Source organism: Nostoc sp. JL23 (genome assembly GCF_017115065.1).
Classification (GTDB): domain Bacteria; phylum Cyanobacteriota; class Cyanobacteriia; order Cyanobacteriales; family Nostocaceae; genus Nostoc; species Nostoc punctiforme_A.
Genome location: NZ_JABXKN010000099.1, coordinates 1 through 21,867 on the forward strand (window position 1 = coordinate 1; position 21,867 = coordinate 21,867).

At 42.4% G+C, this 21,867-nt stretch carries 19 protein-coding genes and 2 pseudogenes; 10 read left to right on the forward strand and 11 right to left on the reverse strand.

What is annotated here, in order from left to right:
- The 3 genes and pseudogenes from HWQ42_RS20005 to HWQ42_RS20015 form a co-directional block, all read left to right on the forward strand.
- Window positions 1–161 (forward strand): annotated as a pseudogene (locus tag HWQ42_RS20005) (SnoaL-like polyketide cyclase); the annotation flags it as partial.
- Window positions 162–222: 61 nt separating this feature from the next.
- Entirely contained in the window at window positions 223–552 is a 330-nt protein-coding gene (locus tag HWQ42_RS20010) for an MgPME-cyclase complex family protein (RefSeq protein ID WP_292815374.1), read from the forward strand.
- Between the two features lie 301 nt (window positions 553–853).
- Window positions 854–1,516, forward strand: coding sequence for a hypothetical protein (locus HWQ42_RS20015; protein ID WP_292815377.1), 663 nt, complete (start codon window positions 854–856; stop codon window positions 1,514–1,516).
- A gap of 292 nt (window positions 1,517–1,808) precedes the next feature.
- On the opposite strand, the gene HWQ42_RS20020 is transcribed toward HWQ42_RS20015, so the two are convergent.
- The 3 genes from HWQ42_RS20020 to folD all read right to left on the reverse strand — a co-directional run bounded on the left by HWQ42_RS20020 (window position 1,809) and on the right by folD (window position 4,518).
- The gene (locus HWQ42_RS20020; protein WP_094350479.1) at window positions 1,809–2,264 is read right to left on the reverse strand and encodes a divergent PAP2 family protein; all 456 of its coding nucleotides are present in this window, start codon (window positions 2,262–2,264) and stop codon (window positions 1,809–1,811) included.
- Window positions 2,265–2,540: 276 nt separating this feature from the next.
- On the reverse strand, window positions 2,541–3,473 hold the full coding sequence (gene crtE, locus HWQ42_RS20025) for a geranylgeranyl diphosphate synthase CrtE (RefSeq protein WP_292815379.1): 933 nt from the start codon (window positions 3,471–3,473) through the stop codon (window positions 2,541–2,543).
- Window positions 3,474–3,630: 157 nt separating this feature from the next.
- Window positions 3,631–4,518, reverse strand: coding sequence for a bifunctional methylenetetrahydrofolate dehydrogenase/methenyltetrahydrofolate cyclohydrolase FolD (folD, locus tag HWQ42_RS20030; protein WP_292815382.1), 888 nt, complete (start codon window positions 4,516–4,518; stop codon window positions 3,631–3,633).
- 240 nt (window positions 4,519–4,758) lie between these two features.
- Between folD and HWQ42_RS20035 the strand changes: the two genes are divergently transcribed.
- From HWQ42_RS20035 to HWQ42_RS20050, 4 genes are all read left to right on the forward strand, one after another.
- Window positions 4,759–5,226, forward strand: coding sequence for a hypothetical protein (locus HWQ42_RS20035; protein WP_292815384.1), 468 nt, complete (start codon window positions 4,759–4,761; stop codon window positions 5,224–5,226).
- 21 nt (window positions 5,227–5,247) lie between these two features.
- Entirely contained in the window at window positions 5,248–5,682 is a 435-nt protein-coding gene (locus HWQ42_RS20040) for an NUDIX hydrolase (RefSeq protein WP_292815387.1), read from the forward strand.
- A 136-nt stretch (window positions 5,683–5,818) separates the two neighbouring features.
- Window positions 5,819–6,922, forward strand: a complete 1,104-nt coding sequence (locus tag HWQ42_RS20045) for an AI-2E family transporter (protein ID WP_292815390.1) — start codon at window positions 5,819–5,821, stop codon at window positions 6,920–6,922.
- A gap of 223 nt (window positions 6,923–7,145) precedes the next feature.
- A complete protein-coding gene (locus tag HWQ42_RS20050) occupies window positions 7,146–7,757 on the forward strand; it encodes a DUF4231 domain-containing protein (protein WP_292815393.1) in 612 nt (203 codons plus the stop codon).
- A gap of 282 nt (window positions 7,758–8,039) precedes the next feature.
- Here the strand turns inward: HWQ42_RS20050 and HWQ42_RS20055 are convergent, their stop codons facing one another.
- From HWQ42_RS20055 to HWQ42_RS20080, 6 genes are all read right to left on the reverse strand, one after another.
- On the reverse strand, window positions 8,040–8,774 hold the full coding sequence (locus tag HWQ42_RS20055) for an HAD family hydrolase (protein WP_292815396.1): 735 nt from the start codon (window positions 8,772–8,774) through the stop codon (window positions 8,040–8,042).
- A gap of 131 nt (window positions 8,775–8,905) precedes the next feature.
- Window positions 8,906–10,033 (reverse strand): 30S ribosomal protein S1, encoded by a 1,128-nt coding sequence (locus HWQ42_RS20060; protein WP_292815399.1) that lies wholly within the window; start codon window positions 10,031–10,033, stop codon window positions 8,906–8,908.
- A 294-nt stretch (window positions 10,034–10,327) separates the two neighbouring features.
- Window positions 10,328–10,435, reverse strand: coding sequence for a photosystem II reaction center protein T (locus HWQ42_RS20065; protein ID WP_084227385.1), 108 nt, complete (start codon window positions 10,433–10,435; stop codon window positions 10,328–10,330).
- 112 nt (window positions 10,436–10,547) lie between these two features.
- Window positions 10,548–12,077 (reverse strand): photosystem II chlorophyll-binding protein CP47, encoded by a 1,530-nt coding sequence (gene psbB, locus HWQ42_RS20070; protein ID WP_292815402.1) that lies wholly within the window; start codon window positions 12,075–12,077, stop codon window positions 10,548–10,550.
- A gap of 195 nt (window positions 12,078–12,272) precedes the next feature.
- Window positions 12,273–12,485: a hypothetical protein gene (locus HWQ42_RS20075; protein ID WP_292741698.1), complete on the reverse strand. Its 213-nt coding sequence runs from the start codon at window positions 12,483–12,485 to the stop codon at window positions 12,273–12,275.
- A gap of 102 nt (window positions 12,486–12,587) precedes the next feature.
- Window positions 12,588–12,914, reverse strand: coding sequence for a hypothetical protein (locus HWQ42_RS20080; RefSeq protein WP_292741696.1), 327 nt, complete (start codon window positions 12,912–12,914; stop codon window positions 12,588–12,590).
- A 541-nt stretch (window positions 12,915–13,455) separates the two neighbouring features.
- On the opposite strand from HWQ42_RS20080, the gene HWQ42_RS20085 reads away from it, so the two are divergent.
- The 3 genes and pseudogenes from HWQ42_RS20085 to HWQ42_RS20095 all read left to right on the forward strand — a co-directional run.
- Entirely contained in the window at window positions 13,456–15,108 is a 1,653-nt protein-coding gene (locus HWQ42_RS20085) for an ABC transporter substrate-binding protein (RefSeq protein ID WP_292815404.1), read from the forward strand.
- A gap of 150 nt (window positions 15,109–15,258) precedes the next feature.
- The gene (locus tag HWQ42_RS20090) at window positions 15,259–16,284 is read left to right on the forward strand and encodes an ABC transporter permease (RefSeq protein WP_292778588.1); all 1,026 of its coding nucleotides are present in this window, start codon (window positions 15,259–15,261) and stop codon (window positions 16,282–16,284) included.
- Window positions 16,285–16,434: 150 nt separating this feature from the next.
- Window positions 16,435–16,572 (forward strand): annotated as a pseudogene (locus HWQ42_RS20095) (IS4 family transposase); the annotation flags it as partial.
- A gap of 356 nt (window positions 16,573–16,928) precedes the next feature.
- Here HWQ42_RS20095 and pruA read toward each other — a convergent pair.
- Together pruA and HWQ42_RS20105 are read right to left on the reverse strand one after the other, a co-directional pair.
- Entirely contained in the window at window positions 16,929–19,922 is a 2,994-nt protein-coding gene (pruA, locus tag HWQ42_RS20100; protein WP_292815408.1) for an L-glutamate gamma-semialdehyde dehydrogenase, read from the reverse strand.
- 293 nt (window positions 19,923–20,215) lie between these two features.
- On the reverse strand, window positions 20,216–21,583 hold the full coding sequence (locus HWQ42_RS20105) for a protein kinase (protein ID WP_292815411.1): 1,368 nt from the start codon (window positions 21,581–21,583) through the stop codon (window positions 20,216–20,218).
- Between the last annotated feature and the right edge of the window lie 284 nt (window positions 21,584–21,867).

A 21,867-nucleotide genomic window follows, 5' to 3' on the forward strand; every position in this document is an offset into this window, starting at 1 on the left:
CAAAAGTTACCGATGACTTGAAGGTTATTTCCTTAGAACACTACTTCGACAATAATCTGTTCTTGGAAAAGCTAACATCTGGTGGCAAACAGACAAAATCTGAAAACCAGAAAAGTGCTTGTCCGTTCAGTTCTTGGTTCAATAAATCCCACAAAAGTTAGTTTGTAAGGGTACAGAGTCACTGTGCCCTGAAATTATTCACATAGCAACCAAAGGATGAAAATGCAAACATACCATTACGTTTTGGCAAGTCAGCGCTTTCTTCTCCAAGAAGAACCGATACACGAAGTTCTCAAAGAACGCACCCGTAACTACCACGAACAAGAAAAACAAATAGATTTTTGGTTGGTTGAACAACCAGCTTTCTTGGAAACACCGCAGTTTAAAGAGCTAAAAGCAAAGTGTCCCCAACCAGCAGTCGCAATTATTTCTACAAATCCTCAATTTATTACTTGGTTAAAACTGCGTTTAGAGTACGTCATCACTGGAGAATTCCAGGCTCCTTCTGAGGCAATACCAGATGCTTTAACATCGTTAGCTACCGTATCTTAGGCATAGGGCATTGGACATTGGACATTGGGCATGGAGAAAAGACAAGGAAGATGTGGGAGACAGGGAGATACTTGTCCCCTTGTCCCCTTATCCCCCTTGTTCCCCTTACTCCCCTGCTCCTCTGCCCCTCTGCCCCTCTGCCCCTCTGCCCCTCTGCCTCCTCCCCACTCCCTAACTTTATTTTTGAGTAACAAAATATATTTTTTGACACATATTTCATCACCATACTGAAGTAGCTAGGTTTTAAGCTTTTTTCTTATAAAATCTTCTAAGACACCTTAATTTACATAATCTAACTTTTGTGCATAGATTTCAGAATTTACCAAGTGTTTTAGGATTAGCGATTATAGGGTTGATTGGTGGTATGAGTTCTGTACTTGCTCAAAAAACCATTCCCTCTTGTCAACCACCAAATGCGGGTGAGTATCTTTTATTAGTAGTCAGTCCCACAGCAAATAATCAAAAGCAGTTACGTAGCGCCTTACCACCTGAACTTAAAACTATCACCTGCAAATATCTCAACGAAACCGTGACGCGAGTCGGGGGTTTTAATAAAATTGACGATGCCAATCGTTGGGCAAGATATGTCAGCAATATTGTTGGCTTATCTGCCATAATTACAACTCGACCGACGACAACGGCAGATGTGCAGCCGCAGCCACAGTCACAGCCAAAAAAACCACCTCAGCAGACAGTCAGCTATAATCCTCAAGCATTAGGAGAAGGTTATGCAGTGCTGGTAGATTATTACAACCGTCCAGAACTAGTAAATAATGTGCAGCAAGTGGTGGGAGGTAACGTCGGTTTTGTTTCTTATGGACAACGCCCTTACTTGCTAGCAGTTTATACCACTAACCAAACTGAAGCGTATAATACATTGCAAAAGCTAAACAATGGCGGTTTCGTTGCCAGTCTAGTAGATAGCCGTAAGGTGATTCTGCTGCGCTCAACTGTGCGGTTTTAGTGATATTAAGTTTACTGGCATACTGATGCGAGCTACCAGATTGGTAAATTTGTCAATTAACCGAATTTTAGATTTTAAATTTTGGATTTTAAATTCAAAATTTAAAAAGGTTTTAAGCGAACATATTTATATTCGCTCTGTGAGAAACAAGTTATTTGGAACAAATCCTTTCATCCTTAATTCCCTGAATTTCTTCACGGGGTAAATCTAAAATCCAAAATCCAAATTTTATTGACAAATTACCAGTTACCAATTATTAATAGCCGTTCAAACAAAGATTTATTGCTCTAGTTCAATAAGCAGACCTAGCTAACCAATAGATGGTTATACCCAAAGCCGATCCGGCGATTACCTGAACTGGTGTATGTCCGAGTAATTCTTTCAGACGGTCTTGGCTAAAATCTGGTTTTTCATGAAATAATTCATCAATCATTTGATTGAGAATACGAGCTTGCTTACCAGCTGCTTGACGAACTCCGGCTGCATCATACATGACAATGATGGCAAAAACGATCGCAACGGCAAAATCAGGAGATGCCCAACCCAGTGTTTGCCCTACACCAGCGGCTAGAGCCGTAACCAGAGCCGAATGGGCACTGGGCATACCTCCGGTTGTCACCAAAACACGCACATTCAGTTTGCGATGTTTGACGATCTCAACTACGAGCTTTAATGCTTGAGCAATTAAACAAGCTACCAGAGCAACCAGCAGCACCCGGTTGTCTAAAATGTTGCCTATGTCCTGCATGGTATTTTGGTTAGGTTAGTAAATATTAGCAGCAGTTGTTGGTTGAGGAAACATTTAGATTCAACCCAAAATTCCCAAATTAATTTACCACATTGGAAAAAGACCAACGATTCAAAATAACCTAAAGGCTTATCAAATAAGCTTTTGTAATTTTGAATCAGTGAATTTTTAATTTCGCTGGGCAGTAGTAGTACAGTATGGTGTAATAAATAAACTACCCATTCCCAATCAATGAAACGCTTGCGGTATAGGAATTACGAATTACCCAAAGCGTTACTAGTTATTACGGCTGGTAATAAAATGAGCGATCGCTTGGAGTGGTATAGCTCTGTCTCCAAAGGGTTCTAATTCCACACAAGCTTCTTTAACTAGCTCTTGGGCTTTTGAGCGCGATTCCTCAAGTCCCCAAAGGCTGGGATAGGTAACTTTCTTAGCTCTTTCGTCTTTGCCAGCTGTTTTACCTAATTGCTCTTGGGTAGAAGTGATATCCAAAATATCATCAATAATTTGGAATGCTAGTCCAATATTTTGAGCATAACGAGTTAGTCGTTGCACATCTTCAGGTGATGCATTAGCAATCAGCCCGCCACAAACTACGCAAGCTTCCAAAAGGGCTGCTGTTTTGTGTTTATGAATGAAATTTAAGGTTTCTAAGGAAATATCAGATTTACCTTCCGACTCTAAATCGACAACTTGACCGCCGACCAAACCAGCTGCCCCCAATGCTCGGCCAAGACGGGCAACAACCTGCAAGGCCACCTCTCTCTTAACGCTTTGGGGGGTTTGAATGGCAACAGACTCAAAAGCAAGAGCCAACAAGCCATCCCCAGCCAAAATCGCGACATCTTCACCATAGACTTTATGATTCGTCAGCTTTCCACGACGGTAATCGTCATTATCCATCGCTGGAAGGTCGTCATGAATCAACGACATTGTGTGGATCATCTCCACAGCACAAGCTGTTGGCATGGCCATTTCAATGGTTCCACCCATCATTTCACAGGTGGCAAGGCAAAGAATGGGACGTACACGCTTACCTCCAGCTAATAACGAGTAGCGCATCGCCTCATAAATCTTTTCTGGATAAATGACTGGGATAGCCCGATCCAAAGCATTATCACAAAGCTTTTGTCGCTCTTTTAGATAGCCTGCTAAGTTAAATGTGGCTTCCTCTGGTGGTGTCTTTTGCACGTTATCAGTTGCTACCATTCTTTAATTCCTGACATTTTGCGATTTTTGCCTTATACGTCACAATTTTAAGGTGCTGTGGGGCTGAAAAAAATGAAGAGTTAGGAGCAGAGACGCGATTAATCGCGTCTGTACAGGATTTAGAAGTTAAGAGTTATTAAGAATAACTTTTAACTCTTCACTCTCTTTCTTCTTTTGCCGCTCTGGAATAGCTAGCAAATGTATTTTCCAACAATATGGCAACAGTCATCGGGCCAACACCACCAGGAACTGGGGTGATAAATCCTGCTACATCAGCGGTTGATTCAAAATGGACATCGCCAATGAGGCGACTTTTGCCATTAGCATCGGTGACGCGATTCATTCCCACATCTACCACAACAGCGCCCGGTTTCACCATATCAGCAGAGATCAATCCGGGACGACCTACTGCTGCAATTAGAATATCAGCGTTTTGGGTGATGGTTTTCAGGTCATGCGATCGCGAGTGAGCGATGGTGACTGTGGCATCAGCTTCTAATAGCATCAGCGCCATCGGTTTACCCACCAAAATACTGCGCCCCACAACTACTGCCTGTTTTCCCTGCAAAGGAATCTCATATTCTTCTAAAAGCCGCATCACACCAGCCGGAGTGCAGCTACGTAAACCAGTTTCTCCCCTTACTAGTCGCCCCAAGTTAACTGGGTGCAGTCCATCAGCATCTTTATCGGGATCAATTTGATGTAGCAGAGTTACAGCATCCAGGTGGTTAGGTAAGGGCAACTGCACAAGAATGCCATCCACTCTTTCATCATGGTTGAGTGCAGCAATTACCTCTTCTAACTCCTCAAGGGTAGTTTGGGTAGGAAAATGCTTACCAAAAGAAGCGATCCCAACTTTAGCGCAGGCTTTTTCTTTATTGCGTACATAAGCCGCTGATGCTGGGTTATCACCAACCATCAACACTGCTAAACCAGGTGGTCGTCCCATTTTTGGTTGTAATTGTGTAATCGCAACAGCAAGTTCTTGCTGAATTTTTGCAGCTAAAGCTTTCCCATCAAGGAGTTTGGCAGTTTTTGTTTCCATGAAAATTCCCAGCTATGTTCGCTTTTTGTCCAAAGTCCAAAATGAAAATATTGATTCTTAACTCTTGACTTTCGACTATTATTGTGTTGCTGTTTGGTGTCGTAGCGTTTCTCTCACAGTAAATCCATAATGTTTATTTTCTCAGATCAACGGCATCATCTGAAGAATAAAGAATTGGGAGAGTGGGAGTGGGAGTGGGGGAGGGGAGCAGAGGGGCAGGGGAGCAGAGGAGAATAATCAATGCCCAATGCCCAATGCCCAATGTCCAAAATAAATAAATCGGTGGCTTTTATGCGACAAATAAGAAATTTATCTCTTTCGTTCTTGTACGGACACAGTATTGTTCCTTACCGCTTGGGGTTGACTTTTTTCCTGATAACAGGACTTTGTAGTTGTGGTAACTTGATATCGCCTGGTTTGCGTGGTGCTGGCTTAAAAATTGGTAAAAATGTCACTCCAATTGGAGAGATTAAAGCAAAACAAGATAATCAGGCTATAGTTTACATCCAAGGTCAGGTAGAAAAGCAAGCTCCCCTGATCAAACAGTGGGCTTATAAAATTAAGGACTCAACGGGCAAAATTTGGGTTGTCACCAATCAAAAGAATCTGGGTGAAGGTTCAGAAGTTGTAATTAAGGGTAAAGTTCGCTACCGAAGTATTCCTTTAGCTGGCAAAGAATTGGGGGAAGTTTATTTAGAAGAAGAATAATCAATAATTAAAAATAAAGATATGAACAATCAACAGGTGCACGTAGCGATCGCAATTCTCTACCAGAAAAACAAGTTTCTCATGCAACTGCGTGACAACATCCCCGGTATTCTCTACCCTGGTTACTGGGCCCTGTTTGGCGGTCACATTGAACCTGGTGAAACGCCAGATATAGCGGTAAAACGAGAAATTTTAGAAGAAATCGGCTATGATTTACCACCCTTTCTTGAATTTGGCTGTTATCCCAACGAAAGAGTTGTCCGTCATGTCTTTCATGCACCACTCTTGGTGGAATTAAATCAACTGGTTCTGAATGAGGGCTGGGATATGGCGTTATTTACACCAGAAAATATTCGCCAAGGTAACTGTTATTCACAAAATGCTGGCGAAGTGCGACCTTTAGGGGCAATGCATCAGAAAATTATGTTGGATTTTATTGAGAAAAATCCAACATAATTTGGGGATAAGTCATTTGTCATTTGTCATTGGGCATTGATTATTAATTCTTCTTCCCCATCTCCCTCATCCCCCACTCCCCACATCCCAAGAAGCCAAAATAAAGTTAGAACGAACTCTTATGGGGTCATCACTAATGCAATCAGCAAACAAACTGCCGCGATGGTTAACTATAGGATTGGCATTTCCCATTGCCATTCTCAACGGCTGGCTATTGCTCCAGGTTATACAGTATTTTCAACCCTTGGTTAGCATTATTGCCGCCGCCATCCTGCTAGCTTTTGTTTTGAACTATCCAATCCAGTTTCTCCAGGAACAAGGGGTGAAACCTAACTTAGCGATCGGAGGAGTGTTGCTTTTGACTCTGGTGGTTTTAGTAGCTTTAGGTATCACCTTGGTTCCCCTGATTATTCAACAACTCGTAGAATTGGCTAATATTTTGCCGAGTTGGATTGATTCTGGTACTCAGCAGCTGCAAGCTTTTCAAGATTGGGCGTTAAGTCAACAGCAACTTCCGATTAATTTAAGTGGTTTATTTACCCAAGTTCTGGAACGATTATCTAACCAACTTCAGTCTTTCACTGGTAGAATTCTTGGTTTTGCTGTCGATACCATTGGTATTGTTCTCAATGTGCTGCTGGCTGTAGTGTTGACTATCTACCTAATATTGAACGGTGAACGTCTTTGGGATGGAATTTTTCAGTGGTTTCCCCCTAGTATTGGGTCAAGAGTACGGGAATTACTGCGAGAGGATTTTCACAATTACTTCATCGGTCAAGCAACATTAGGAGCTGTGTTAGGGGTGACAATTACATTAGTTTTTTTAGCGCTGCAAGTTCCCTTGGCTCTACTGTTTGGTATTGGCATTGGCTTATTTTCACTCTTCCCCTTTGGTACGGGAGTCGGTATCGCCATAGTAAGTTTATTGGTAGCGCTGCAAAATTTTTGGTTAGGGGTGGAAGTCTTAGGTGTAGCTGTTGCGATCGACCAAGTTAATTCTAATATTATTGCACCTCGAATTCTCAGCAATTTGACTGGCTTAAATCCTGTATGGGTGGTGATTTCTTTGTTGCTGGGCGCAAAGTTGGGAGGAGTACTGGGTTTGTTAATTGCGATCCCAATTGCCAGTTTTATCAAGGATACAACAGATAGCTGGCGCGCTGGAGAGTTTAATAAGATAGAGGATATAGAGTCAGAACCTGTGGCGGTAACAAGTGAGAGAGCAGGAACTTATAGTTAAAATCTAATTATTCAGATTAACTTAAAAACTGGCGTTCTTGTCCATAAATAAAGTGCAAAATCATAATTTATGATACTAACAAACAAGAAGCTATTCCTTTGTGCATCAAAAATTTCCTAGCAAGCAAAATAATCGTAAAAAACTTGAGTGTAAGTGTAGTCTGCACTTCTCTACGAGACACTATGCAAAAATTAAGGAGTTACTTTCTAATTAGGAGTAAAAAATGGCAAAAAAAGATAGTTATAAAGAATTTTTAAAAGAAGATTTTAACAAGTTATTTGCAGGTATTAACTTAGGTGATGTGCAAAAACATTTTTTGCGATCGCGCTGGTTAGACCAAGTACTCTGGATGGAAGGTAAGGCGAATTTATCGCGCGATCGCCATTATTTTTTACGGGTAACAACTATTATTGGTGGTGTAATTCTCCCAGCATTAGTAAGTCTAAACATTAACACTAATTTCAAACCTAACAATAGGGATATAATTATGTGGTCGACTTTTGGTTTGAGCCAAATAGTTGCGATTAGTGCTGCCATTGAAGAGTTTTTTCACTATGGAGAACGCTGGCGGCACTATCGTCGAACAGTCGAATCTTTGAAAACCCAAGGATGGCAATTTTCACAGTTGACGGGCCCTTATCGTAATTATCCAAGCCACGAACAGGCATTTAATCTGTTTGGAAGTCATGTAGAAGATATTATTCAGCGAGATGTGGAAATATATGCCACTCAAGTTGTACAAGAAAAGAAAGAAGAAAGACAGAATCAGGAAGACTATATCCTTATGCAAAATACAAAGATAACCAATTTGGGCGAAAAGAAAGAGGAAAAATAAATTTGATTTGTGAGGATTGAAATGTGCAGATCCCCGACTTCTTTAAGAAGTCGGGGATCTTATTTGTTACAAATAATTCAGGATTGCTATCAATATGGTTCGGTTAAGGCAAGAGACGCGATAAATCGCCGTCTCTACAAAGGACTGATTATCGCATCTTTGCGATTAGCGGCGTGTCATCAAAAAACCTTATCCGAACCGTATTGGAAGCCAATTATATTATTATATTCGCCCCATTGTCTCCAAATTTCTCACGAATGATTTAGGACTGCTATATATCAATTAATCCTTTAAAATCTGGATTTCATCAAGTTGATTAATCACCACATCTGCACCTCGGACATTATCTGACTTACCTATCCAAGTGATCCCAATACAACCTGCGGCTTTAGCATTACGCGCCATTTGCATATCACCGACTGCATCACCCACCATCAAGGTAGCGTTCGGTTCAACTCCCAAAGCTTCGCAAGCTTGCAAAAATAGCACCGGATCTGGTTTACTCGGCCCTTCATCTACGCCCATTTCTAACTGGATATAATCGCTTAACTGGTGATTGGCTACAAAATTACGTACTTCTTGAGTTGTCGCAGCTGAGAGGATGCCAAGTTTTAGCCCACCCTCCCGCAGGTATTTCAAAATTTCTAGGCTACCTACAAAGAGGGGTGAAGGAGTTTGTCCAATGTATTTTTCCGCTTCATCCAAGGCTTGACGGGCTATTTTTAAGCACTCAAACCATCCTCTTCCAGTTTCAGCAATATATGCCGCAGCCGCAACTTCTGTTTCGCGGCGGCTTGCTACTGATATTAAACCTGCGGGATCTAGAAAATTGCCATTGATGCCAAATGCCATTAATAGGGGTTCCCCAGTTCCAGGAATTTGAGCATCTATTAATCTTGCGGCTTTTTGTGCTAGCGATCGCAAATACGTTTCTGAATCTTCTAAAGTACCGTTTTTGTCAAACAAAATTGCCTGGATATTATCAAAAGTGATATTTCTACATTTAATGGTTGCCATAATATTTAACTTCTAACTACTCCCAACTCTTCACTTTTAACGATTCTCCACATAAAAAAAGAGGGAAAAACCCTCTTTATAAAAAGATTTAATACTCTTACTTAAAGACAAGTAAAACTATAAAAAATCTATTATTCTTCAATAGCTGCTGGAATTTCTTCTTCAGTTTCCGTCGCTGCTGGAATTTCTTCTTCAGTTTCCGTCGCTGCTGGAATCTCTGTTTCAATTGCCGCAACTACTGGAATATCTTCTTCAAGTTCTGCTGCTGGTGGAATATCTTCTTCAAGTTCCGTTGCTGGTGGAATATCATCTTCGTCTGCAATCACTTCCGCAGGTGCAGCCGCAGCAGTAGCACCTTGCTGCTTGGCTAATAGCTGTTCGCGATACTTAGCAGCCATTTCTTCTGCCTTATCGTAGACCAAATCCCGGTTTTTAATCATGTCGCCGGGTTCGGGTTCTAGCTGCTTGGTAGATAGGGAAATGCGACCCCTTTCTGCATCCAAGTCAATGATCATAACTTTCACTTCATCATTGACATTGAACACGCTATGAGGTGTATCAATATGTTCGTGAGAAATCTCAGAAATGTGTAGTAGACCACTGACGCCGCCAATGTCGATGAAAGCACCGTAGGGTTTGATACCACGAACAGTACCAATTACTACTTCGCCGACTTCTAGGCGGTTCATCTTACGCTCAACCAGCGCCCGACGATGAGATAGAACGAGGCGATTACGTTCTTCATCTACCTCTAGGAATTTCAAAGGCAGATCCTCGCCTACCAATTCTTCTTTAGGTTTGCGGGTACTGATGTGGGAACCTGGAATAAACCCACGTAATCCTTCAATTCGTACTAATGCTCCACCGCGATTGGTTGCAAACACGCCAGAACGGACAGTAGCATCTTCTGCTTGCAACTGCCGCACGCGTTCCCAAGCCCGCATATATTCAATACGGCGAATGGAAAGGGTTAATTGACCATCTTCATTTTCATCGGTAAGGATGAAAAATTCGCGCGTTTCGTTTGACTGTAATACTTCTTCCGGGCTATCGACCCGGTTAATAGACATTTCTTGTATAGGAATATATGCTGCGGTTTTAGCACCAATGTCAATCAGAGCGCCGCGCGGCTCTATACTGAAAACTGTTCCTGGTACAACATCACCAGGGCTAAAATGATAATCGTATTTGTCAAGTAGAGCAGCGAAATCTTCGTGAGTGAATCCAATTTCTGTAGCGGTTAAATTCTGATTGACCATGCTGATTTGTTCCTGGTTCTAGTCTCCGTAAAGGTGGTGCGACAGGCGCGATGCGTTATGTAAGCATTACTATGGCAGCTTACACAAAAGATCCTTTTTCATCCTAGCGCAGAAAAGCTAGCATTAACACATATCTACTCCCAAGATTGGAAATTATATCACAATATAAAAATGATTTGTCATTTACTTAGTAGTGAAAACCAACCAAGGATGAATACAATAATATCCGTTGCCACCATACTTAGTAGCAACGGATATTAAGATTAAATCCGCTTAAAAGTCTGTGGATAGGATCTACTTATCTTTTGGTTTCTCAAAGCGAGGTGGTTCGCGAAATGCGATCGCAAAGAAGAGAGTACCTATACACAGAGTAAAAATCAAGATGTACGCAACGCTTTCCATTATTACGATTTCCTCTTTATCCAGCCAGTAATTAAAGTTCTGAGTGCTGAGTGCTAAGTGCTGAGTCAGAGCCTTAACTCGGAACTCAGCACTTCTTTACTCAGCACTGAAATTAAAGGGCTTCTTTCCGGCGGGTTGACTTGTCACCCACTTTCTGGAACAGACCCCACTCAACTTGCTCTTCAAGATCGGCGTCAACACCAGCAAATACGTCTCGGTAGATTGTCCGAGCGCCATGCCAGAGATGACCAAAGAAGAACAGCAGAGCAAATACGGCGTGTCCAAAGGTAAACCAACCTCTAGGACTGGTGCGGAATACACCATCAGAATTCAAGGTTTCTCGGTCAAATTCAAAGATTTCACCACCTTGAGCTTTACGGGCATACTTCTTCACATCAGCTGGCTCTGTAAAGGTTTGACCATTCAGATTGCCACCGTAGAAACTAACGGTAACACCAGATTGCTCGAAGCTATACTTAGATTCTGCCCGACGGAAGGGAATGTCAGCGCGGACAATTCCATCTGCATCAGTCAAAATCACTGGGAAGGTTTCAAAGAAGTTGGGGAGACGACGCACGGTCAATTCCCGTCCTTCAGAATCTTTGAATACGGCGTGACCTTGCCAAGATTGGGCAATACCATCACCCTTCACCATTGGCCCTGTACGGAATAGACCGCCTTTAGCGGGGCTATTACCGACGTAATCGTAGAAAGCCAATTTTTCAGGAATCTGCGACCAAGCTTGCTCAAGGGTTGCACCTTCAGCAACGTTTGTTTGGACGCGGCGCTGAATTTCTTGACCGAAGTAGCGTTGATCCCATTGATAACGGGTAGGGCCAAACAATTCGATGGGTGTGGCGGCGTTACCGTACCACATAGTACCCGCAACAACGAAAGCAGCGAAGAAGACTGCTGCAATACTGCTAGAAAGTACTGTTTCAATGTTCCCCATCCGCAAGGCTTTGTAGAGCCGTTCGGGGGGTCTAACTGTGAGGTGGAATAAGCCTGCAATAATACCAACAACACCAGCGGCAATGTGGTGAGCCGCAATGCCACCAGGGTTATAGGGATTAAAACCATCTGGACCCCATTCTGGTGCTACTGCCTGGGCAGCGCCAGTTATACCATAAGCGTCAGAAACCCATATCCCCGGCCCAAATAGTCCGGTGACATGAAAAGCACCAAATCCAAAACAAAGCAGACCAGATAAGAACAGGTGAATGCCAAACATTTTTGGCAAGTCGAGAGCCGGTTCACCAGTGCGGGGATCTCTAAAGAGTTCCAAATCCCAGTAAACCCAGTGCCATACGGCGGCTAGAAATAGCAGACCGGAAAGAACAATATGAGCGGCAGCAACGCCTTCAAATGACCAAAAGCCAGGATCGGTTGATGGCCCACCAGTAACGTTCCAACCACCCCAAGATTGAGTAACGCCCAAACGTGACATGAACGGCAAGACGAACATTCCTTGACGCCACATCGGGTTGAGAACTGGATCGCTAGGGTCAAAAACAGCTAGTTCGTAGAGTGCCATCGAACCAGCCCAGCCTGCTACTAAGGCTGTGTGCATTAGGTGTACAGAAATCAGTCGCCCTGGATCATTCAGAACGACTGTATGTACTCGGTACCAGGGTAGTCCCATCGACTACGCTCCTCCTCGATGAGTTAGTTTACAAAGCAATTTTCTTACTGAGGTTATGAGAGACGAAAATCGCCACTCATAAAACTCTCTCTTGTTTTTTGTTATTGCCAGAGCCAGAGTATCACCACAGCATAGTCTTAATAAATCAGACAGCCTGGGTGCTTTGGCAATGCTTACTCGCTTCGGGAGGTTTACCTATGTAGGGTAGCCATCGCCAAGCAAAAATGAGAATGTTTTAAAAAGTGTAACTATTGATGGAATTGTTTGCAAGCGTGTAAATTGATGCGATCGCGTAGCATCTCCAAGTTTTTTCGCTACCAATACCCGTCGGGGATTAAATTTGCTTATCTTTTCTTTACTATGAGTGGGGAATTGGGCATTGGGCATTGGGAATTGGGCATTAGGCATTGAACAGAAAAAGCTCCAGCAAGAGGGAGCAGGGAAAAGAATACTCTCCCATGCCCATGACCCATGCCCTATGCCCCATGCCCCATGCCCCATGCCCCATATTTACTGAACCACCAACTGGATATTTTGCAGTTGACACTTCGCCTCAGCTGTACCCAGGCGTTCGATTACCTGTTCGGCGCTCATCAGACGCTTGAGTACTACTTGGCCGATGGGTTGACTGGCAATTGCTGGTGTTGTTGGCTTCACTTCCACGGTTAAAACGGCTTCTTCAACTCGATAAAGCCAGAGCAATTCATTTTCTTCGACTATACAAATATTCATTCGCTGAATATCTGGTTGGCGTCGCCATGCAGTTATTTGCCAGAGTCCATCAGATGCCCAGACTCTTGCAACTGCCCATCCCTCAGATAGAAAGAAATACTTCACGGTCTTAGTCTCACTATTAGACTTTCAATCTGCTGTTAACAATATCGCGATCGCTTTAGTCGCTGATGTTCAAACACTCTTCTTTTTGACAATACAGCCAATCTTGACGATAAACCGCTCTATCGGTGTCTGTTCCCAAGCAGCAACAGGTAAAATCTCAACGTACACTACTTGCTTGGGCTAAGGTCAAAGCTTAACAAGACCTATTTTCCTAGTAACTGTGAATTTACGACAAATATAGCCAATGTTGAAAATTTTAATTAAATAAAAACTTTTCAATACTTAACAAATGTTAAATATCAAATTCTGTATTTTATCAATGATTTTTTGTAACAAAATATTGCATAGGCGTAGCCCATCGTAAATATCGCACAGTAGCAATAAACTTAATTATGAAGTTGAGTATCCGCCACAACTTTTTGATTTAGATGGCTACGGAGTGTTCCATCGAAACAGGAACCACTATAAATTGTAAAGATTCAGCATAAGAGTCACAAATGTAGTAAAATTGCTGACCGCTGAGATCAAATATATTATTGCTATGACCTGGTTTTCCTTGTTCGTGAAACAGTGGGGTCGGATTACACAATTCCTATCTTTGTTCTGTTTATGTTTATTTTTGGTTGTTAGTTGCGCTCCTCGTCCGCAGTCAACTACGCCGCTATCTGGTTCTGTAAATACCCCTACAGGTGATGGTCGTATTACTATCGGTACAACAGCCAAGCCAAGAACCCTCGATCCGGCTGATGCTTATGAGTTAGCATCTTTAGGTTTGGTGTTTAATATGAGCGATCGCCTCTATAATTACGAACCAGGAAGCACCGAAATTAAACCCCAATTAGCTACAGCATTACCCAAAGTTAGTCAAGACGGCCTAACTTATACCATCCCCTTACGCCAGGGAGTAGTTTTTCATGATGATACTCCCTTCAATGCTCAAGCAATGGCCTTTACCATTCAGCGCTTTATTGAAAATAAAGGAAAACCCTCATTCTTACTAGCTGATATAGTAGATTCGATAAAACCTACAAGCGAGTATGAGTTGACAATCAAGCTCAAAAAGCCCTTTGCAGCTTTTCCCTCACTGCTGGCATTTCCTGGAATTTGTGCAGTTTCGCCAAAAGCTTACGAAGTCGGCGCTGGTAGATTCAAGCCGAATATTTTTGTGGGAACTGGCCCTTACAAATTAGGACAGTATGGTACTGATTCTATCCGATTTGATGTGTTTGATAAATATTGGGGAGAAAAACCAGTTAACAAGGGTGTTAATCTCCAAATTCAAACTAGTCCAGTTAATTTGTTTAATGCTTTTCGTACAGGTGCAGTCGATGTAGCTTATCTGTCACTGCAACCAGATCAAAATCGGAGCTTAGAAGAAGGTGGAAAAAAAGGGGATTGGCAAGCGATCGCAGCAGAAGGTAGTGTAGTAAGTTATCTGGTATTAAACCGGAATCAAAAGCCTTTAGATAAATTAGAGGTAAGACAAGCGATCGCATCCATAATTGACCGTCCACTTTTAAATGAGCGAGTCTTACTTGGTCAAGCAGATCCGCTTTATAGCATGATTCCCACGACATTTAAAGTTTCTGTGCCATTATTCAAAGATAAATATGGCGATGCTAACTTCGATCAAGCTAAAAAATTATTAACTACTGCTGGCTTCTCCAAAGAAAATCCTGCAAAAGTGCAAGTTTGGTATCCTTCTAGTTCACCTACTCGGAGTTTGGCAGCGCAGACACTCAAATCCCTTGTGGATGTCAAAATGGATGGAATACTGCAATTTGAAGTTACCCAAGCGGAAGGGCCTGCCTTCTTTAAAGACATTGCCAAAGGTTTGTATCCGGCAGCTTTACTTGATTGGTATCCAGACTTTTTAGATCCAGATAATTACGTCCAACCATTTTTATCTTGTGACAAAGGTTCTGTTGCTAAAGGATGCGAAGATGGAGGCAGTCAAACTCAGGGTTCGTTCTACTATAACGAAGCCATAAATAAATTGATTGATGGGCAACGCAAAGAACAAAAACCTGAAGCGCGTCAGAAAATTTTTAACGAAATTCAAACGCAAGTTACTACTGATGTACCTTACGTTCCCTTATGGCAAAACAAAGACTATGTATTTGCCCGAAATGGTGTTAATGGCGTAAAACTTAACCCTACCCAAATTTTACTTTACCAGACACTTAAAAAGTAGTCATTAGTCATTAGTCATTAGTCATTAGTAATAACTATTGACTATTGACTTTTGACTATTCGATAAAAAATTTCTTGTTCAATATCTATCTATTTGATAGCTAAAATAGTTCCCAAAAGTGCTTTGTGAATTTTAAAATTTAAATTACTTATGTCTCGTTCTAAAGCTTTACAATATTACATTGTTTCTCGCTTGCTTCTTGCGCCACTTCAGCTATTAACGATCATCACCATTGTATTTCTTTTACTAAGAGCAACACCAGGAGATCCAGCAGATGCAATTCTTGGTGGACGTGCGCCAGAAGCAGCCAAAGAAGAATTGCGAAAACAACTCGGTTTAAATCTTCCCCTGTGGCTACAGTATCTAAATTATTTGGGAAGCATACTGCGCTTTGACTTGGGAACCTCTTTAATGAGCCGGGGACAAAATGTTTGGGATATCATTGGGCAATATTTCCCGGCGACGGTGGAGTTAGCAGTATGTAGTATGGCGGTTGCACTCATCGTCGGAATTGCGGTTGGGACTCTTTCTGCTTCTCGTCCTGGGACATATTTTGATGTCGGCGGGCGCTTATTTGGTATCATCACCTACGCACTTCCGATGTTTTGGGCGGGAATGCTATTGCAGTTGATTTTCTCAGTCCAATTGGGTTGGTTTCCTAATTCCAACCGCTTTCCGCCCAATCTGCCGGCTCCCACTCCTGTCACTGGATTGTATACAATTGATAGCCTACTCGGTGGAAATTTCACCCAGTTTTTGGCATCTTTGCACCATCTTGCCCTACCGAGTCTCACTTTAGGAATTTTGCTCAGTGGGATTTTTGAACGAATTGTGCGAGTGAATTTAAAGCAAACCTTGCAAGCAGATTATGTAGAAGCCGCTAGAGCGAGAGGTATTGGTGAAAATAAGATTTTAGCCTCCCATGCCTTAAAGAATGCGCTAATTCCAGTGATTACAGTCTTGGGATTAACTTTTGCTTCTCTGTTGGGTGGGGCAATTTTGACAGAGGTAACATTTTCTTGGCCTGGGTTAGCTAATCGATTGTATCAAGCGATCGCAGATCGTGATTATCCCACAGTCCAGGGAGTGCTAGTATTTTTTGGTGCGATCGTTGTGAGTGCCAGCATTTTGATTGATATTTTAAATGCTTATGTAGACCCACGAATTCGATATTAACCAAGAGTTATTCACTCTTTATCATTTTCTTGTGGGGTGGGCCGAAAAGCCCGCCCCTTTTTAGTATTTGATAGCTCACAAATAAAATGTAGGTTGGGTTAAGTAAAACGCAACCCAACACAAAACAATCATTTTGTCTGGGAACTATTTATACGCATGATTGCCCTGCTCGGTGGTTTTTTAGGTCGTAAAGGCGATGGAGAGCCAGGAGTTAAGACCATTTGGAGAAGATTGCGACGATTACACGATATCGCCGCAACCTGGAAATTAGCCCACCAAACCGATTAGAGCAATGAAGGAAACGGTAGGTCACACCAGCACATTTCTCATGCAATCCACCTATTGATTCATTTGTCAAGTTGACTAATCAATCATAACCGTGAAAACCGCCAATTATCAGCTTTTCAGCTTTGTTAAGAAAGATGTGATTAATGGATAGCCTTGGTAAGGGGGAGAACTGGATATTTCTCCCCAATGCATCGGGGGGATTAAGGGGGGTAAATCCAGGATTGGGGCTTCATTACCAAGATATGTGTACACCGTAGGACTTGGAGAAGGAGGGTTTTACGTAGTAAAATCAGGGAGAGGTGTTTTGATTGGGCTAATTAGGCGGACACTATGTAAACCGTGGAATTCACGTTAGTTTAATCTGCTCCTTCAATTGGTGCAAAACCTTGACGTTGAATATTTTCTGTCACCGCGCGTGGTTCTAAAAATTGCAGTAAGTAGTCAGGGCCACCTGCTTTAGAACCGACTCCAGAAAGTTTGAATCCACCAAAGGGTTGCCGTCCAACGATCGCTCCGGTAATATTGCGATTGATATACAAATTGCCGACTTCAAATTCTGTCTGCGCCTGCTGAATGTGCGAAGGTGTTCGAGAATAAAGTCCGCCAGTTAAGGCGTAGTTTGTACCATTGGCGACTGCTAACGCTTCCTGGAAATCTTTCACCCGAATTACCGCCAGCACAGGACCAAAAATTTCTTGCTGGGAAATTACCGCATTTGGTGAGACTTCACTAAAGATGACTGGCCCGATAAAATATCCTTGTTCGGGTGATGGTAATTCCAACGCCACTTCTGCTTCTGCCTTACCCTTCTCAATATACTCGCGGATGCCATCGCGGGCATTAGCATCAATGACTGGCCCAACTTGTGTACTCGGTAACTCTGCTTCTCCAATGTTCAAGGATTTTGTCGCTTCCACCAATCGTTGCACAAAGGCATCATAAATTGGTTCGAGCACAATCACCCTGGAAGCAGCAGAACATTTTTGGCCGCTGTAACCAAATGCCGATTGCACTACTCCTACAACTGCTTGGTCTAAATCAGCACTTTCATCGACAATGATGGCATTTTTGCCACCCATTTCAGCAATCACCCGTTTCATGTGCTTTTGTCCAGGTTTTAATATTGCTGCTTCTGCATAAATTCTACAGCCCACTTCTTGAGAACCAGTAAAAGCAATTACATGAGTATCTGGATGATTTACCAAGTATGCGCCGACTTGCGAACCCTTGCCTGGCACGTATTGAAAGACACCTTTGGGAAAACCAGCATCTATTAAAATTTCTGTGAGTTTTGCGCTAATTACAGAAGATGTTTCCGCAGGTTTGAGAAGAGTGCAATTCCCTGAAACCAAGGCTGCAACAGTCATTCCACATGCGATCGCGAGCGGGAAATTCCAAGGAGAAATCACGACAGCAATACCGCGTGGTTGGTATATATAACGATTTGTTTCACCAGATATGTCATAATTCACACCTTTATCTAACCGTTCTATCTCGTCAGCGTAGTACCGACAAAAGTCTATCGCTTCCGAAACCTCTCCATCAGCTTCCTTAACTGGTTTCCCAACTTCCAAAACTATCCAAACTGAAAGTTCAGCGCGGCGGAGTTCCATCAAATCACCCGCTTTCCGCAAAATATCAGCGCGTTGTTTAGCTGGTGTTTTCTTCCACCCAGGAAATGCGGCTTTGGCTGCTTGCATGGCTTGTTCAGCTTGTTCAACGCTGATTAAGCCTACTTTACCAACTACTTCACTGAAATTAGAAGGGTTGAGAGAATCAACAAATTCCGGCGTATTAACATATTCCCCATTAATTAACGGCAAATAAGTTTTACCCAATTGTTGACGAACGCTTTGGAAAGCTTGCGCCGCTTTCGTTCTGATCTCTTCCACCGCATAATCGGTATCAGCTGCACCGAGGAAATGGGAGTGAGGAGTTAGGAGTGAGGAGTTAGGAGTTAAAGAGTTTTTTTCTTCTTTGACAATCGGCGCTGCTAATAATTCCTCAATTGGTCGATTTTCGAGATTTTGCCGTAAAAAAGAACTATTAGCTGTATTTTCCAACAACCGCCGGATTAAATACGCCATTCCTGGCAACAATTCACCGTAGGGACAGTAAACTCTGACTCGATAACCTTTGTCAACCAATGCCTTGGCAACTTTATCACCCATACCGTAGAGGACTTGTAATTCAAAGCGACGGCGGGGGACATTTAAGCTTTCAGCGATGGCAATGGCGCGAGAGTGCGATCGCACATTATGGCTACCAATGGCAGAATAGACATATTGATGATTTTCTAGCAACAACTGAGTGATGGTTTCAAAGTTAGCATCACTTGCGGCTTTGTCGTTGTAGACTGGCTGTGGCCAATGCTTTTGGGCTGCTTTAATAGTTTCTTGATCCCAATATGCGCCTTTCACCAAGCGAATTGTCAGAGGATAACCACGCTGTTTCAACCAGGAAATTAGGTCTTCGGTATCTTGTTCGCTATCACGCAGATATGCTTGAATTGTCATGCCAATATCTGTGCGTTGCCGAAATTCTTCTTCTAGTAACAGTTTTTTCAGGATGCTGAGAGTTATATCCTTATAGGCATACTGTTCCATATCAAAATGTACAGCTGCGCCCAATTCTTTAGCACGACGTAAGAGAATCCGAATGCGATCGCTAACTCGCTCCTCACTACCTTTAGCATCTAATGGGTCAAATTGGGAATAAAACGCCGTTAATTTAACAGAAACCTGAACTTTGGGTATTGGTTCGCCATCAGCCTCATCAATCGCCGGAATAACTGCCCAATTCTTTGATGCTTCCACCAATTGTTGCATTAATTCTAGATAGCGTTCTAGATAAGACTGCGCTTCCGCTTCGGTAATTACGGCTTCCCCAAGTAAGTCGATGGTGAAAGCCATTTTTTCTTTTCGTAGGCGTTCAACTGTTTTGATGACTTGTTTAATATTTTCCCCAGAAATATATTTATGGGCAAGCGTCTCAACCGCTGTCCCAACAGTTGTAGCTGCAACTTGTCCTGGCATCGAGTCGGGGTTAGCAAAGTTTAGCATCCCCTTCAAAGCTGACGGTAATTCTACAGATTCATCGCCTAAATATTCTTGTAAATGTGAGGCAATTTCTGATTTACTGTGCAAAGCAGGTAGCGTATCTATAAAGCGAAATAGTTGCACCCGCAAGCCAGGATTACTCATCGCCCAAGCTAGTAATTTATCATCCCAACGCATTTGATCCCGCAGGGAAGAAAAAAACGAACGATTTTCCTGCGTTGCGGCTAGAAGTTGTTTAGCAATTTCTTGGGTTTTAGCTTCGTAGGCGCTTGTTTGTACTTGTAATACCACTGATAATAACTCCGTTAATCAAGGCAAGGCTTTTTGTACAAAGCCTGTGTCTTCTATTTTGACGCTTTCAATTAGCTGTCACCATTATGCGGAATTCGTAATTCGGAATATTCACCTCCGGCGAGAAGCAAGCTACATAATTCGTAATTCCTATACCGCAAGGATTTGATTGATTTTGAATGATTTATTTACGCCGTGCGTTCTAGGAACTAGCAATAAAAAAATATTTCATCCCTGCGGGACGCCCCGACGACAGATGTGGATTAAATAGATAAAAAATCCTGTAAACTCTACTATGACAACGCACTTAACAACGCCTGCTTAAACTCAGCTGCACTCTTAAAGTGGATTTCTGGCTTATCAATCAACGCCAAATCAATCACCTGCGCTAGGGGTTGCATAATTGTTGCATCTCGTTGGCGAATTGGTATGGGATTATTTTGTAAAACTGCCAGAAAGGGATCGCCTGTGAAGTTGCGGGGGAAACAACCTGTTAGCATATTGTAGAGACAAGCCGCAACTGCCCAAATATCTACCTCTGGCTGGGCATATTTAAAGTTAAGCACCTGTTGTCGCGGCATAAAAACGGGAGTACCAGCTTGAGTACCAGTCAAAGTTTGACCACTTAAACCAGCTAAGTCAAAGGCCTTAGATAAGCCGTAATCACCGATTTTAGCCACCAGTTTTCCGTCAATATTAGTCAGGAAGATGTTACTCGGTTTGAGGTCGCGGTGAACTATACCTTTACCTTTGCCAAATTTACCATCAGCCAGTTTGACATAAGGCAGTTCAACATTGTGGGCATATTCTAAAGCGTCTAAAATTTGCAGAATAATCGGTACAGCAATATCAACAGACAATCGACCATCCAGTTGTTGCATGAAATCCCATACAGTACCGCCCTCACAATATTCCATTGTAAAAAAGAAGATGATGTCCGAGAAGCCACAATCCATCAGTTGCACTACATGAGGATGTTGCAAAGCCTTAGTGTTTTCCGTCTCCCGGAGAAACATCTGCACAGCGAAGTCATTCGCCGCCACTGCTGGTAACATGACCTTTAAGGCTATGAACTTGCCAGACTGATTATGCTGTGCTAAATAAACTTCCCCGAATTCACTAGTGCTGAGAAGTTTGACAAGATTATAACCGCTAATTGCTTTGAGGTTGCGATCGCCACTCTCAGCTAAATTGAGAAAATATTTGATGATATCTAAGAAATAAGCCTGTTTTAGCGGGTTATTGTTGACAGTAACATCGTCAGGGATGAGGGTTGGTAGATTTATCTCTTTATGGTGTACTTCTATACTAACTTTAAAGACAGTGTGACCTAAGTTGATTTCGTCGCCTGTTTGTAAGTCATACTCTGGAAACTGGACTTTTACAGCTTCTTCAGCCGTTTGATTTCGTTGGCGTTGTCCAATATTTTTACCGTTAATGTAAGTGCCATTTTTACTACCAAAGTCCCGCACCCGAATATCAGGAGGATTAATATCTAGTAGACAGTGATAGCGGGAGATGCCCCGATGATTTTCATCATCTGGTAACTGGGGATTGCAATCTGCACTTCTACCGATTATGCAGCTACTGCGGCAATCAAAAATATATTGCTGTCCTAATAATTGTCCTTGAATAACGGTAAGGATGATTTTAGCTGACATCTGAACAATAAAAAGTTAATGTCCACGATCATAACTTACTTGTATCAGATATCACAGGGTTGAACCACTGGTGTTCCGCAAACTTTCTGATATCATATCCAGTTGAATACTAATTACAAATCTTGATGGGAAAGAAAACACCCACAACCCCACATAAAACCATGATGAGGTAGGAGGAAGTGTCCATAAGGTGCATTTAAATTCCAAGTACAAAGGTGTCTGGAGTATAATATCATGTTCGGTAAATCACTTACGATTAAGCCCCGATTTTAATCCACCAGTGA

What these genes read in the sequence shown, in the direction of transcription:
- HWQ42_RS20010 (WP_292815374.1), top strand. Translation starts at nt 223, where the DNA reads ATGCAAACATACCATTACGTTTTGGCAAGTCAGCGCTTTCTTCTCCAA.
- HWQ42_RS20020 (WP_094350479.1), bottom strand. Translation starts at nt 2,264, where the DNA reads ATGCAGGACATAGGCAACATTTTAGACAACCGGGTGCTGCTGGTTGCT.
- crtE (WP_292815379.1), bottom strand. Translation starts at nt 3,473, where the DNA reads ATGGTAGCAACTGATAACGTGCAAAAGACACCACCAGAGGAAGCCACA.
- folD (WP_292815382.1), bottom strand. Translation starts at nt 4,518, where the DNA reads ATGGAAACAAAAACTGCCAAACTCCTTGATGGGAAAGCTTTAGCTGCA.
- HWQ42_RS20035 (WP_292815384.1), top strand. Translation starts at nt 4,759, where the DNA reads ATGCCCAATGCCCAATGCCCAATGTCCAAAATAAATAAATCGGTGGCT.
- HWQ42_RS20040 (WP_292815387.1), top strand. Translation starts at nt 5,248, where the DNA reads ATGAACAATCAACAGGTGCACGTAGCGATCGCAATTCTCTACCAGAAA.
- HWQ42_RS20045 (WP_292815390.1), top strand. Translation starts at nt 5,819, where the DNA reads ATGCAATCAGCAAACAAACTGCCGCGATGGTTAACTATAGGATTGGCA.
- HWQ42_RS20050 (WP_292815393.1), top strand. Translation starts at nt 7,146, where the DNA reads ATGGCAAAAAAAGATAGTTATAAAGAATTTTTAAAAGAAGATTTTAAC.
- HWQ42_RS20055 (WP_292815396.1), bottom strand. Translation starts at nt 8,774, where the DNA reads ATGGCAACCATTAAATGTAGAAATATCACTTTTGATAATATCCAGGCA.
- HWQ42_RS20060 (WP_292815399.1), bottom strand. Translation starts at nt 10,033, where the DNA reads ATGGTCAATCAGAATTTAACCGCTACAGAAATTGGATTCACTCACGAA.
- HWQ42_RS20065 (WP_084227385.1), bottom strand. Translation starts at nt 10,435, where the DNA reads ATGGAAAGCGTTGCGTACATCTTGATTTTTACTCTGTGTATAGGTACT.
- psbB (WP_292815402.1), bottom strand. Translation starts at nt 12,077, where the DNA reads ATGGGACTACCCTGGTACCGAGTACATACAGTCGTTCTGAATGATCCA.
- HWQ42_RS20075 (WP_292741698.1), bottom strand. Translation starts at nt 12,485, where the DNA reads ATGCCTAATGCCCAATTCCCAATGCCCAATGCCCAATTCCCCACTCAT.
- HWQ42_RS20085 (WP_292815404.1), top strand. Translation starts at nt 13,456, where the DNA reads ATGACCTGGTTTTCCTTGTTCGTGAAACAGTGGGGTCGGATTACACAA.
- HWQ42_RS20090 (WP_292778588.1), top strand. Translation starts at nt 15,259, where the DNA reads ATGTCTCGTTCTAAAGCTTTACAATATTACATTGTTTCTCGCTTGCTT.
- HWQ42_RS20105 (WP_292815411.1), bottom strand. Translation starts at nt 21,583, where the DNA reads ATGTCAGCTAAAATCATCCTTACCGTTATTCAAGGACAATTATTAGGA.